Source organism: Mesorhizobium sp. M0698 (genome assembly GCF_040320455.1).
Lineage (GTDB): Bacteria > Pseudomonadota > Alphaproteobacteria > Rhizobiales > Rhizobiaceae > Mesorhizobium.
This window is the reverse complement of the sequence record NZ_JAMYPQ010000008.1, coordinates 217129-228996: the sequence shown is the minus strand read 5'-3', so window position 1 is coordinate 228996 and position 11868 is coordinate 217129. Positions and strand designations below refer to the sequence as shown.

The following is an 11868-nucleotide window of genomic DNA, read 5'->3' as shown; positions in this document are numbered from 1 at the left end:
AGGGCAGCCGGCCGTCATGCCTGGAGACAAAAAAGCACCACCGGCCCAAGCCGGTGGTGCTCTCTGAACTGTCTGTAGGGGCAGGACAGTCCAATGATCCTGAGGGGATCGTGCTCAACGTGGGCTCATTTTTGCCCCACGGCATCGGCCGAACAGATGACGAGTGCCGGCCGCGAGGAAATATCCTCCGTCGTCATCCACCGGACGTCATCCACCGGCCGTGCACCGGAGGCGGGCAAGATGCCTCCGCCTGCCGGAACGCCGGCCCAGACTCGATCCTGTGATTATATTTACTTGCGATTATATTTGTCGGAGACGTAACGAAGGTGGAAGCGTCTGCGTTCTTGAAACGGGGCCTGCCTGTTCGGTTATGCTTCGGATCAACACTGGAGAAAAAATTGGCCGCGGAGCCGCCCGTCATTTCTGGAGACAAAACCGAAGCCGCCGTTGCAAAGCCGCTGCGCGCCGACGCGCAGCGCAACCGCGATGCGCTGGTCGAGGTCGCGGCAAAAGCCTTTGCCGCCCAAGGCGTCGATGCCTCGCTGGAGGAGATTGCGCGCCAGGCCGGCGTCGGCATCGGCACGCTCTACCGGCATTTCCCAACCCGCGAGCACCTGGTCGAGGTGGTTTATCGGCGCGAAGTGGAAGGACTGTGCCAGGCGGCCGACGAACTCGCCCGCGATCATGCGCCCGACATGGCGCTCGAACAATGGATGCAGCGCTTCGTCGACTACATCGCCACCAAGCGCGGGCTGTCGACAAGCCTGCGCATCCTGCTCACGACCAACTCAACCCTGTTCTCCGACGTTTCGGGCAGGGTGACGCTCGCCTTGCGGCGGCTGATCGATGCCGCGGTCGCCGACGGCTCGATCCGCGGCGATGTCGATGCCTCCGACGTGCTGCATGCGTTGGGCGGCATCTATTCGGCCCCGGACACCAAGGACTGGCGCGACCGCTCGCGCCGATTGGTGTCGCTGCTGATGGATGGGCTGCGGTTTGGAGCGGCCAAATCCGGCCCATCCAAGGAATAACGAATGCAGTGACTGTCCTTATTTCAGCGAGATGCTCATACCGCTGAGATCGGCATTGACTTGCAGGCCTACCTGCCTGCCCGTGAGTTCGAGTTGGGCACCCTTGTCATTGGTCATGACGATCACCTGGGCTCCTTTGCCGAGCGCGCCGCCACCGCCCGCTGCACCGTACACCCCCGTCACATCCCGGGCGCGGCGTATGTGGCGCACGGTACCTTTGAAATAGGTCTTGGAGGCGCCGAAGGCGAGGCCGCCCGAGATGCCGCCGACCGAGATGGGATATCGGCGACCATGGAAGGTCAGTGTGCCCTCGCCTCCGGAGCCGCCGATGAAAAAGGCCGCCTTGTAGATGGCGAAGCGGATCGTACCGCTGTCGGCATGCGCGACGCTGGCAAAGCTAACTGCCGCCGCAGCGATGACGGCAACTGCGACTGAACGAAATCTGGACGAAATCTTCATGATGAGAACTCCTCAAGATCGCCGCATGCCCAGCCGGCCGGGCACGTCGGCGTCATATCAAAGTCATAGCTGAACAGTCTCGCCCGTCATTGGTTCCAAGCACGCGGCCTGAATTCCGGCCGCGAGAAGACCGCCACGAAACGAGGCGGATGGCGAGCATAGTCCTGGCTGTAAGAACAGTGGCCGACCAGCGGGGATCTGTCGCCGGCGCTCCTATGAAAACGTAGGTGTTGAAGCGGAATGGTATTAGTCTGCGCTGTCTGGGGTTTCGGGGAGCGCGGCAAAAGAATGGATTTGAACTCGGGCTATGGCTACCTGCTGATCGGCGGCCTGATCCTGGTCGGTGCCGGTCTCCTGGTCGTTTCGCTGATCGTCAATCTTCGCGTGGCGCACAGTGTGCGTGACGACGTACGCCATCGTGAAAAGCTGCTGGAATATTATCGCAATATCTTTTCGCAGCTGGGCGTGATCCTGATCGGGATTGGCGTGTCCCTGTTCATCTTCTTTTTCCAGCAGAATTATCAGGACCAGCGCAAACGCGAAACGGAGCTCCAGCAGGTTCTCGCCAAACTGGCGGCGCGTGTTGCCCGCGGCAGCGCTGTCGTGGAGGCCCTCGGCGAATTCGACGCGCTGCTGGATGATGGCGGCGCCTATGTCAGTCCGGAACACGGCGGAAACAATGCCGCCGTCAGCGCCCACGGAACGGCGCTCGCCAAGCAGGTTTCGCAGATCCTTCTGGTCGAGCGCGACGTCGATGTTCAGGGGTTCGATATTCTCAATCTGTCACGCGATTTCGAAGCATCGTTCGTCGTCAACGAGCTCAACCCAATGCTATGGTTCAACATCGTCCGGGACGAGAGCGACATCAAATATGCCACTACCCAGATCGCCCTGGATTACAAGGACCTGCAGGATGCGATCGGCGGCGAGCCGATCGAGGTTGCGATCGCCAATCCCGAAAAGGAGCGGAAGATCAAGCGGGAGGTGCTCGACGTCTTTTATGATGCCGATCTGCTGCGCCAGCGCAGCAGGCGGTTTCTCGGCCGCGCGTGCTGGCTTTTCAGCAACGGGCGCGGCTTCGTCAAGCTTGCACCGGCCAATGAAATCGAAGCCGATGCCAGATCGCACCAGGAATGGCTCGACCGGTCGAAACCCTTCCTGACGAAGGCGACATCGGGCAGCGGCGATTGCTTCAAATTGCTTCAGTACGGTCCAGCGTCTTTGAGTTGAGCGCGGCGTCGTGAGTTGAGAACGCGCCGGCGGCACGGTTCAATTTGAGTCCGGCGGCCTGGGATCAAAACTCGATCAACTGGCTGCCGCCAAATGGCCGAGATGGATGGAAAGCGGACCTACTCGGCATTCGCATTGCGACTGAACACCTCGGCAGGAACTCGCAACTCCTCGGATTGTACGGCGGCAGGATACCCTGGAGCGGAAAATTTGATGCAGACGTCGCGCTTGTCCCTCTTGAGGTCGTAGGCGCCGAACTCTGCAAGGAAGGTGTCGCTGTATCGGATGCCGGATTCAGGATGTCGTGCCACGAGATAGATGTCGTATTGTTGGCGCTGACGAGTTTCAAACGGCCCGAATGCGATGACTTTCGAGTCCTTTTGGCCGGAGGCAGGGCATAGCCGTGCGAGCAGATAGACGTGCTCTCTGCTCGACCTTTCCAAATATTGTGTGATGTCGATGGTAGATGACACCTCCACATTGAAATACTCTCCGTATGGAAGCTGCTTGCCAAGACTGGTCGGGGGTCTTCCTTCCACCACGCCTTGGTATTTCAACGAGCCGAGTCCCGCGCAACCAGCGAGGGACAGAGCTATGACGGCATAGAGAGCACATACCCTCAACATCATGGAACTTTCACAACCTCCGCGCACGACAGTTCCGGCTGACGTTTGCCGGAATTACTGGATGTCCGCAATGGGGTCGAACTCGGTCGTTCGGATTGGTTGGGTGCTGACCCCTAGTCCCCCACGCGCCGCAGCGTGCCGAGATGATTGTCGTCGAGAAATTCGACGGTCATGGCCGACGCCTTGCCGTCGCGGCCGACCGCAAAGCTTACGGCCGAGGGCCTGTCCGGCATCTCGGCATCGGGGAAGGTCACGAAGAGGTCGCGGTCGAAATGCTTCAGTGAATAGGACCGCGCGCCGGCGGGCCCGACCTTAAGGACAAGAGTGTGTCCTTCGCCCGACACAATAGCTTCGCCGAAGAAGTCGTTGAAGTAACGGCCTGCATAGGCACTGGCCGGCTCGGCCGGACTTGCTGGAGAGGGCGGCGCGGCATAGGTGGCCTTGGCCGCCGCAATCACCGGGCCGAACATGCTCGCATAGATATCATTCCATGCCTTTATCTTATCCTTGCCCAGCGTTCCATCGAAGACGAGATCGGCGAAGCTGTCGGACAGCCCCTCCGGCACGCCTGTCGGAAAGGCGTTGGCGATAACGACGATGCCAAGCTTCTCCTCGGGGAAGAGCATCACCAGGCTGCGGGCGCCGGCGCTGAAGGCGCCCGCATGACCCCAGATCGGCCCGTGTCGGCCGAATTCGACATTCCAGCCGAGGCCGTAGAAGGCCTCGCCTCCGGAGACGGGATTCTTGCCGCGAACCATCAAGGGAATATGTGTCTGGTCCAGCGCATCGGCGGCAATGAGTCTCTTGCCGGCATAGGCCCCGTTGCCAAGCACAAGGCGCATCCATTGCGAGAGGTCGCGTGCGGTGGAGCTGACGCCGCCTGCTGGCGCCTGCGCATCCGGATAGCGCTGGACCTTCGCGGTCCACGCGCCATCGATTTTGGCGTGGAGCTCGGCGCGGTTGGCGTGCTTGATGAAGTCCGAGTGGCGGGAGCTGGTCGAGGCCATTCCAAGCGGCCGGTAGAGCTTCTCTTCGGCGACCTCTTCCCATGATTTGCCCGTCGGCTTCGCGGCCGCGACGGCACCCTCGGTCAGTCCGAAATTGCTGTAGGAATAGCCGGCACGAAAGCTCGATGACGGCGACACGAACCGCAGGCGGCGCAGGATCTCCGCGCGGTCATAGCCGATGTCCTCGAGGTCGTCGCCGGCGGTGCCGGGAAGCCCGCTGCGGTGCGCAAACAGGTCGCGGACCGTGAGTTCGCTGGTCGGATAGGGCTGAGCGAGCCGGAAAGCCGGATCGAGGTCGGCGATCTTGGAATCCCACGAAGCGATCCCGTCGCTGACCAGCGCCGCCACGACGGTGGCGGAGACCGGCTTGGAGAGCGAGGCAATCTGGAAGACTGTGTCAGCGTCGACGATCTCCGGTTTTCCGGCTTCGCGATGCCCGAATCCCTTGAGGAAGATCACCTCGTCGCCGTGCACGACGCCGATGGCCAGACCGGGCACGCTACCATCCGCGACGACGCCTTCGGCAAGCAATTCGAGCTTCGCAAGGGCCGCGGCGATCCTGTCGGGTGGAATGGTATCGGCCGACGCCGCCTTCGGCAAAAGCACCATGATTGCGATGAAGGCCAACATCCTCCACCGGAGGTGATTCCGGTTTGTGAACAGCCGCATGCTCAGCCCCTCCGCTTCACCGGCGTGCACTATCGCAGGCCGACGCAGGGAAGGCCAGCCTCACGCTCGACCCGCCATCCATTGACGGATGTCCGCTTCACACCAGTCGAAATTCAGACAGCCGCGCCTGAGCTAGGATGCGGCACGCATGCGGAGGCGCCGTCTGCTGGCGCGGGCCTTCTCCGCCACCGCGGCGGTGATCTCGACCACGCCGTCTTCACGCGGTCTGGCGTTGGTGACCTTGTGGAGCCGCTCGTAGGGCAACAGTTCCTTGACCCGGGCTTGAAGCGACGCGACTTCGGCTCGCAGATCCTCGCATTCCTGCCTCTGGACGTCGAACTGTATCTGTTCGGAAGCCTGCTGCAGGGAAAGCTGCGAAAAATTCGCGCTGACCGCGGAAAGGGTCATCTTGTCGTTTTCGCTCTCCTTCGTGAGAGCAGACAATTTTTGCTCGACAATTTGCTTTTCGGCCACCGCGTCGCTCGCTTGGGCCTTGAGCCTGGCGATCTCGCTGGCGGCTTCGCTGTTCTGGTTGGAGGCGGCCTCCAGCCGCGATCGAAGGTCCTCGATTTCAGAACGCAAGCCGGTCATCTCCGCGACACCGCGTGCAAGTTCGGCTTCCCTGTCACCGTCCCTGATGCGGGCCGCTTCCGTCATTTCCGACAGCTTCGTCTGCGCCATATCGAGCGATTTCTGCAGCCGCATTTCCTCTTTCTCGCTCTTGCCAAGCGCGGCCAGCAGTTCCGAAACCTGCGCGGCGTCATTGGCATGGATAGTCGAGAGTTCGTCCAGCCTGTGCCGCGCCTCGGCCTCCCGTTTCAGCGCCTTGTCGAGATCGATCGACAGACTGACATGCTTCTCCCGCAGCATCTCGTTCTCGCGCGAGCGTCTGTTGGCCTCGACCGCTCTGGCCGAGAGCGTTTTGACAAGCTCGCCGAACTCGGCTTCGCGTTTTGCGCTCGCATTGCCTGCCACGACGAGTTCCAGCCTTGCTGCAGCCAGCGCGCCGCGAAGTGCTTCCTTGTCCTCGACCAGGCTCGCCTCGTGCTGCTGCAGGGCCTCGATAGCGCTGTCGCGCTCGCGCTGCTTTCTGGTCGCTTCGTGGAGCTGTTCGGACAGCACTCTTTGCTGCGCGGTCAGGCCGGTATTTGCCAGCTCCAATTCGTTGGCGCGAAGAATGTCGCCGTGGAGCAGTTTCAGGAATTCGCCCGTCAGATGATGCGAGGTCGCGATCTCCGACAGTTTCGCATTGATCTCCCCCAGATACTCCTGCGCGTCGTGAAAGAGCCCATCGACCGCACTTAAGGCAGCCAGCCGGGTTTGCGTATGGGGGGACAGCCGTCGTGCGGTCTCGAAGGCGTCCGCATTGGCCTCGAGCTGCGAGCTGTCATCCGTTGCCGCGAGATTCTCATCCGACACAGTCTCATCCGGCACAGTGACGTCGTTCAACGGCGACTGATCGTCCACGTTGAGACATTCGCTAAACGCATCCGCCAAATCGGTTTCGAGCTCCTTGAACGCTCTCTCCACAGTCTCGGCACGCTTGATCAAACCTTTGAAATTCATGACCGAATATCCCTCTCGTGCAGCGCCGTTAAGGAGCGGACTTTCAACACTTGACCCTCGCCTCCCCCGAATGCGGGTTCATCTCCTGACGTGCGCTCTGGCCGACGCACGCTAGGGACAGGCTTGGCCACTGTCCTCGTGTGTTTGAATGACATGTTCTGCCGCGCTCCATACCCGAGGCGTTGGCACCGCTCGCAAAATGCCCACTCATTTCACCCGAAACGGATATGAAGCGGCGCAAGCCTGAGGATCGCCTGGTGACTGTTGTAAGGATCGGCCGAGCGCCTCGGTGCTCTGCAGCAGCTACAAGTCACACTCGGACGAGGCGCGTTACGGCCGGGAGGCCTGACCTAATAAATGATTGTGTTGAATACGTTTCGCTGATTAGCTGCTGTGCATTGACCAGGGACAAGACCGATAAATGTTGTCCCGGGAGGACCGCGATGCCGGTGCTTGAGGTTCGCCACGTCTCCAAGAATTTCGGGGCTATCCAGGCCCTGACTGACGTCAGCTTCCAGGTGGAGCGAGGCGAAGTCGTTGGTCTGATGGGGGATAACGGGGCCGGCAAGTCGACGATAGTCAAGGCTGTGGCCGGGAATTTTCCTCCGAGCGACGGCGAAATTGTAGTCGAGGGCGAGGTGTGCCACTTCCACCAGCCCGTGCAGGCCCGCGCCAAGGGGATCGAAGTTGTTTATCAGGACCTGGCGCTCGCCGATAATCTGACGGCCGCGCAGAACGTCTTTCTGGGGCGCGAGATCAAGAAAGGCTTCTGGCCGATCAGGATTCTTGACAAGCAGGCGATGATCGATCGCTCGGCAGCGCTGTTCAAGGAACTCAAATCGGAAACCCGGCCGCGCGACCTCGTCAGGAAGATGTCGGGTGGGCAGCGCCAGGCGGTCGCCATCGCGCGGACCCGGCTTTCAAATGCTAAGCTGGTGCTGATGGACGAACCAACGGCCGCCATCTCCGTGCGCCAGGTGGCGGAAGTACTCGAACTGATCCGACGCCTCAAAGCACAAGGAGTCGGCGTCATGCTGATCAGTCACCGAATGCCTGACGTGTTCGCCGTGGCAGATCGCATTATCGTCCTCAGGCGGGGCTCGAAAGTTGCCGACAAGCCAGCTGACAAAACATCGCCCGAGGAAATCACTGGACTGATAACGGGGGCCATCCGTGGCGAATAGTGTTCAGGAGTCAGTTGGCGTTCAGGGCTCAGTCGAAGAACATGGCCGGCCGGCCATGTCGGATTTCGTCCCGACCAAGGAAAAAACAGTTCTCCAACGTGTGATTTCAAGTCAGCCCTTCTGGGTGACGATCGCGCTCATCGCGCTCGTCATGTTGATGACTGCGATGGAGCCGAGCTTCGGCACCTCTGAAAACGTCGCCAATGTGACGCGCAATTTCGCACCTTTCGGCATCATGGCCCTCGGCATGACGATCGTCATCATCACCGGCGGTATCGATCTGTCGGTCGGCTCCGTCATGGGTCTCGTGGTCATCGTCGCCGGCCTGTTCCTCACCTGGCATTATCCCTGGTACGTCGCCTTCGCCATGGGCCTTTTCTCCGGTCTGGCCTGTGGCGCGGTCAACGGATTCTTTGTCGCCTATGTCGGGATGCCGTCCTTTGTGGTCACCCTCGGTATGCTGTCCGTCGCGCGCTCGCTGGCGGTCGTATTCTCGGCCAACCAGATGCTCTACCAGTTCGGGCCCGATGCTCCGATCGTGAAGGCAATCGGTCAGTGGAAATGGCCGCGGCATGGTCCGAACGACTGGGCACCGCATTGGATACCAGAACTGTCGTCACAATTCTGGACCATGGTGATCTTGGCCCTGATTGTCGGCTTCGTATTCAACTTCACAGCCTGGGCCCGGCATCTCTTCGCCATCGGCGGCAATGAGGAGGCGGCACGGCTCACCGGCGTTCCGGTCAACTGGATTAAATTCCAGGCCTATGTCTTCTCGGCTTTCACCGCCGCGCTCGCCTCGCTCCTGCTCCTCGGCTATAACGGCTCGGCCATCAATGCCATGGGCCAAGGCTACGAGCTGCGCGTGATCGCGGCGACGGTCATTGGCGGCGCCAGCCTCATGGGCGGCGCCGGCACGGCCTTCGGTGCGATCATCGGTTCGGCGTTCCTCGAGGTGATCAGGAATGCGCTGCTGATGGCCGGCATCGATTCAAATTGGCAAGGTGCCTTCGTCGGCGCCTTCATCGTTCTTGCGGTTCTTTTGGGCATGCAAACCGGCGGCAAATCGATTCTCGCCGCGTCGCTGGCAGTCTTGATGCCCAAAAAACGTCGCTAGAAACCCGCCGGCGGGAGGCTTGCGGGATCACACCCAGGAGGAGAACGTCACATGAAAAAACATCTGCTGACGGCCGCCGTGGCGCTTGGCGCAATGGTGCTCGCCGTTTCCGGCGCCCAGGCGAAATACACCTTTGCCCTGGTGCCGAAGAACATGAACAATCCTTTCTTCGACCAGGCACGCGACGGCTGCAAGAAGGCCGAGGCCGAATCCAATGGCGCCGTGGAGTGCATGTATATTGGCCCCGGCGAGCATGGCGGCGGCGACGAGCAGGTACAGATCGTACAGGATCTCGTGGCCAAGAAGGTGGACGGCATCGCCGTGTCGCCATCGAACGCCGCGGCTATGGCGGTTGCGCTGCAGGCCGCCAAGGAAGCCGGCATCCCGGTCCTCACTTGGGATTCCGACCTCCTGCCCGAGAACAAAGATCTTCGCGTCGCCTATATCGGCACGCACAATTATGAGATCGGCGAGAACCTCGCCAAGCTTGTCATGCAGATCAAGCCCAAAGGCGGCACGATCTGCATCCAGTCCGGCGGCGCCGCGGCGGCCAACCACAACGAGCGCATGCAGGGCATTCGCGATACACTTTCGGGCACCAAATCGGCGGCTTCGCCCGGGGATCGGCTGACGGGCCAGAACGGCTGGACCGAAATCGAAGGCTGTCCGCTCTACACCAACGATGATTTTCCGCTTTCGGTGCAACAGTTCGAGGATATCATGGCGAAAAACCCGAACCTCGACGCATTCGTCCCAACCGGTGGCTTCCCGCAGTTCATTCCCGATGCCAACCGCGCCGCGGTCGCACCGTACAAGGACAAGATCGCCTCGAAAGCCCTGGCCCTTGTCGTTGCCGACACGCTTCCGGTACAGATCGACCAGATGAAGGAAGGTTTCTCCCTTGGCCAGGTCGGCCAGCGGCCGTTCGAGATGGGCTACAAGACGATGATGGCGCTGAAGGAAATGAAGGAGGGCAAGGCTCCGCCGGCCGACCCGACCTACACGGGCCTCGATGTCTGCACTCCGGAGACAGCCGACACTTGCGTCGCCAAATAGTGCTTTTGGGCGGGAGGAAACTCCCGCCCATTTCATAGGGGATCTCAATGCCGGAATTGTTCTCGCTCAAGGGCCGTGTCGCATTGGTCACGGGTGCCTCGCGTGGTCTTGGTTTCGCCATGGCCAAGGCACTTGCCGAAAACGGTGCGACGGTGATCGTCAATGCCCGCGACGTGGCCGCCCTTTCCGTAGCGGCCGAAAGGATCGGTGCAGAAGCCCTGCCGTTCGATGTCACCGACGCGGCGATCTCAAGGGCGTCGCTCGAAGGAATCGTCGAACGCCACGGCCGCCTCGACATTCTGGTCAACAACGCCGGCATCCAGCATCGTAAACCGCTGGTCGAATGGCAGGACGAGGATTTCAACCATGTGGTTGCCGTCAATCTGTCGGCTTGCTTCCGCATGATGCGCGACGCGGTGCGCCTGATGCTGCCAAACAAGTTCGGCCGCATAATAAACACCGGATCGGTCGCAGCGATCCTTGGCCGCCCCACCATTCACGCCTATGTGGCGGCAAAGGCGGGCCTGCACGGGCTGACACGCTCCACTGCCGCTGAGCTGGGCCGTCACGGCATCACCGTCAACGCCATCGCCCCCGGCTATTTCGCCACCGAGCTCAACACCGCACTTATGCGCGACGAGGCCTTCACCAAATGGGTCGAGGCACGAACCCCCGCGGGCCGCTGGGCCCAGCCTGAGGAGCTCGGCGGAGCGGTGGTGTTTCTCGCCTCCGACGCTGCCGCTTACGTCAACGGGCACGTGCTGGCGGTTGACGGCGGGCTATCGGTTTCCCTGTGATTTCAACCGGCGACACCGTGCCGGCAGGGCGTGCCTGCTAGCCGCCTGAAATGACGACTTGCCGCATCCGCTGCTGGCCCGGTCCCCTGCACGGACGCCGACGCCGGACAATTGGATGACGCGCCGTGTTGCAGCCGCCGACTATCGATTCGCAACGGGTTATTTCGACGTCCGGCGGTATCGATGCTTGATGCCGCCAATATTTCATTCCACACACCGGTCACGATGAGAGACGACATACGGGATCAGCGCCGGGTATTCGGGTGGGCCTTGCCTGCCTCCGCGGTCGTGCATTTGCTCGCCGCCGCGCTTCTTTTGTCCGCACTGCCGCTGTCGCCCCCGCAGCCGCAGAAGGAGCAGCCCATCGCAGTTGATATCGTGCCGCCGCCTAAACCGCCGGAAAAAACCAAACCTCCGTCCCCCGCTGAACCGCCCAAGCCGGAAAAGCAGCCGGAAGCCAAGGTCGAGACGCCGACGAGCCGTGAGATCACCGCGCAGAGACCTGTCTTCCAATTCGGTGAGAAGGACGCCGGTCCTCGCAAGTCTCTGGACGGCAACAGTGCGGAGGATGGTTCGGAACAACCGCCAGCGCCGCAAGTTCCCAGTAACCAGGATCTTGCACAGCCACCTGCCGTGACAGCGGTCGAGGGGAAAGACCAGGCTCCGTCGCCTGGCGCATCACCGCCGCCGAAGCCCAAGCCAGCGGATGTCGCCAAAGTGCAAAGGCCCTTGAAGCTTCAGGAAGCGAAGAGATTGTTCTCGAAATCAGCAACCGGTGATCCGGTGGTGGCGACAACCGCGATGAAAAATGTGCCGCGCGCCGAGCGGATCGGTCAGCTCTGCAACACGGAACTCGCACAGCAATTGGTGCACGCGTCGCCCCCCTATTTCCCAAACAGCCTGCTTGAGTATCGGCTGAAGGCCGGCACGGTCATGAACGTCGCCAGTGCGCCGTTCCCTGCAAACGGGCAGTGGTACGATCTGAGCTTTCGCTGCGAGGTCGATCCGGACGCGACGAGAGTCGTTTCGTTTGCCTTTCGTGTTGGAAATCCGGTGCCGCGCAGCGAATGGAAGCGCCGCGGGTTGCCCGCCGAATAGGTGGTCGAGGCCACGGAGGCTGGCTGGC

At 61.3% G+C, this 11868-nt stretch carries 11 protein-coding genes; 7 read left to right on the top strand and 4 right to left on the bottom strand.

What is annotated here, in order from left to right; genetic code table 11:
* Positions 1 to 398 precede the first annotated feature (398 nt).
* The gene (locus NKI16_RS18600) at positions 399 to 1031 is read left to right on the top strand and encodes a TetR/AcrR family transcriptional regulator (protein WP_023677324.1); all 633 of its coding nucleotides are present in this window, start codon (positions 399 to 401) and stop codon (positions 1029 to 1031) included.
* Positions 1032 to 1049: 18 nt separating this feature from the next.
* On the opposite strand, the gene NKI16_RS18595 is transcribed toward NKI16_RS18600, so the two are convergent.
* Positions 1050 to 1490: a lipid-binding SYLF domain-containing protein gene (locus NKI16_RS18595; protein WP_023677323.1), complete on the bottom strand. Its 441-nt coding sequence runs from the start codon at positions 1488 to 1490 to the stop codon at positions 1050 to 1052.
* Between the two features lie 288 nt (positions 1491 to 1778).
* Between NKI16_RS18595 and NKI16_RS18590 the strand changes: the two genes are divergently transcribed.
* Positions 1779 to 2720 (top strand): hypothetical protein, encoded by a 942-nt coding sequence (locus NKI16_RS18590; RefSeq protein ID WP_023677322.1) that lies wholly within the window; start codon positions 1779 to 1781, stop codon positions 2718 to 2720.
* A gap of 119 nt (positions 2721 to 2839) precedes the next feature.
* Here the strand turns inward: NKI16_RS18590 and NKI16_RS18585 are convergent, their stop codons facing one another.
* From NKI16_RS18585 to NKI16_RS18575, 3 genes are all read right to left on the bottom strand, one after another.
* Positions 2840 to 3277 carry a hypothetical protein gene (locus tag NKI16_RS18585; protein ID WP_352923573.1) on the bottom strand — a complete coding sequence of 146 codons (438 nt, stop codon included), beginning with the start codon at positions 3275 to 3277 and terminating at the stop codon, positions 2840 to 2842.
* 182 nt (positions 3278 to 3459) lie between these two features.
* Positions 3460 to 5022 (bottom strand): serine hydrolase, encoded by a 1563-nt coding sequence (locus NKI16_RS18580; protein WP_031211960.1) that lies wholly within the window; start codon positions 5020 to 5022, stop codon positions 3460 to 3462.
* Between the two features lie 132 nt (positions 5023 to 5154).
* Positions 5155 to 6588: a coiled-coil domain-containing protein gene (locus tag NKI16_RS18575; protein ID WP_023677319.1), complete on the bottom strand. Its 1434-nt coding sequence runs from the start codon at positions 6586 to 6588 to the stop codon at positions 5155 to 5157.
* A gap of 443 nt (positions 6589 to 7031) precedes the next feature.
* Here NKI16_RS18575 and NKI16_RS18570 point away from each other — a divergent pair, with 443 nt between their 5' ends.
* The 5 genes from NKI16_RS18570 (at position 7032) to NKI16_RS18550 (ending at position 11840) form a co-directional block, all read left to right on the top strand.
* Positions 7032 to 7772, top strand: coding sequence for an ATP-binding cassette domain-containing protein (locus NKI16_RS18570; protein WP_023677318.1), 741 nt, complete (start codon positions 7032 to 7034; stop codon positions 7770 to 7772).
* Between the two features lie 55 nt (positions 7773 to 7827).
* The gene (locus NKI16_RS18565) at positions 7828 to 8889 is read left to right on the top strand and encodes an ABC transporter permease (RefSeq protein WP_023677317.1); all 1062 of its coding nucleotides are present in this window, start codon (positions 7828 to 7830) and stop codon (positions 8887 to 8889) included.
* A 51-nt stretch (positions 8890 to 8940) separates the two neighbouring features.
* Positions 8941 to 9945: a sugar-binding protein gene (locus NKI16_RS18560; protein WP_023677316.1), complete on the top strand. Its 1005-nt coding sequence runs from the start codon at positions 8941 to 8943 to the stop codon at positions 9943 to 9945.
* A gap of 47 nt (positions 9946 to 9992) precedes the next feature.
* A complete protein-coding gene (locus NKI16_RS18555) occupies positions 9993 to 10742 on the top strand; it encodes a glucose 1-dehydrogenase (RefSeq protein WP_352621354.1) in 750 nt (249 codons plus the stop codon).
* Positions 10743 to 10925: 183 nt separating this feature from the next.
* Entirely contained in the window at positions 10926 to 11840 is a 915-nt protein-coding gene (locus NKI16_RS18550) for a DUF930 domain-containing protein (protein WP_023677313.1), read from the top strand.
* Positions 11841 to 11868 lie beyond the last annotated feature (28 nt).

Excerpts from the sequence above, each read along its gene's own strand:
- NKI16_RS18595 (WP_023677323.1), bottom strand. The coding sequence starts at position 1,490 with ATGAAGATTTCGTCCAGATTTCGTTCAGTCGCAGTTGCCGTCATCGCT.
- NKI16_RS18590 (WP_023677322.1), top strand. The coding sequence starts at position 1,779 with ATGGATTTGAACTCGGGCTATGGCTACCTGCTGATCGGCGGCCTGATC.
- NKI16_RS18580 (WP_031211960.1), bottom strand. The coding sequence starts at position 5,022 with ATGCGGCTGTTCACAAACCGGAATCACCTCCGGTGGAGGATGTTGGCC.
- NKI16_RS18575 (WP_023677319.1), bottom strand. The coding sequence starts at position 6,588 with ATGAATTTCAAAGGTTTGATCAAGCGTGCCGAGACTGTGGAGAGAGCG.
- NKI16_RS18570 (WP_023677318.1), top strand. The coding sequence starts at position 7,032 with ATGCCGGTGCTTGAGGTTCGCCACGTCTCCAAGAATTTCGGGGCTATC.
- NKI16_RS18565 (WP_023677317.1), top strand. The coding sequence starts at position 7,828 with ATGTCGGATTTCGTCCCGACCAAGGAAAAAACAGTTCTCCAACGTGTG.
- NKI16_RS18560 (WP_023677316.1), top strand. The coding sequence starts at position 8,941 with ATGAAAAAACATCTGCTGACGGCCGCCGTGGCGCTTGGCGCAATGGTG.
- NKI16_RS18555 (WP_352621354.1), top strand. The coding sequence starts at position 9,993 with ATGCCGGAATTGTTCTCGCTCAAGGGCCGTGTCGCATTGGTCACGGGT.
- NKI16_RS18550 (WP_023677313.1), top strand. The coding sequence starts at position 10,926 with ATGCTTGATGCCGCCAATATTTCATTCCACACACCGGTCACGATGAGA.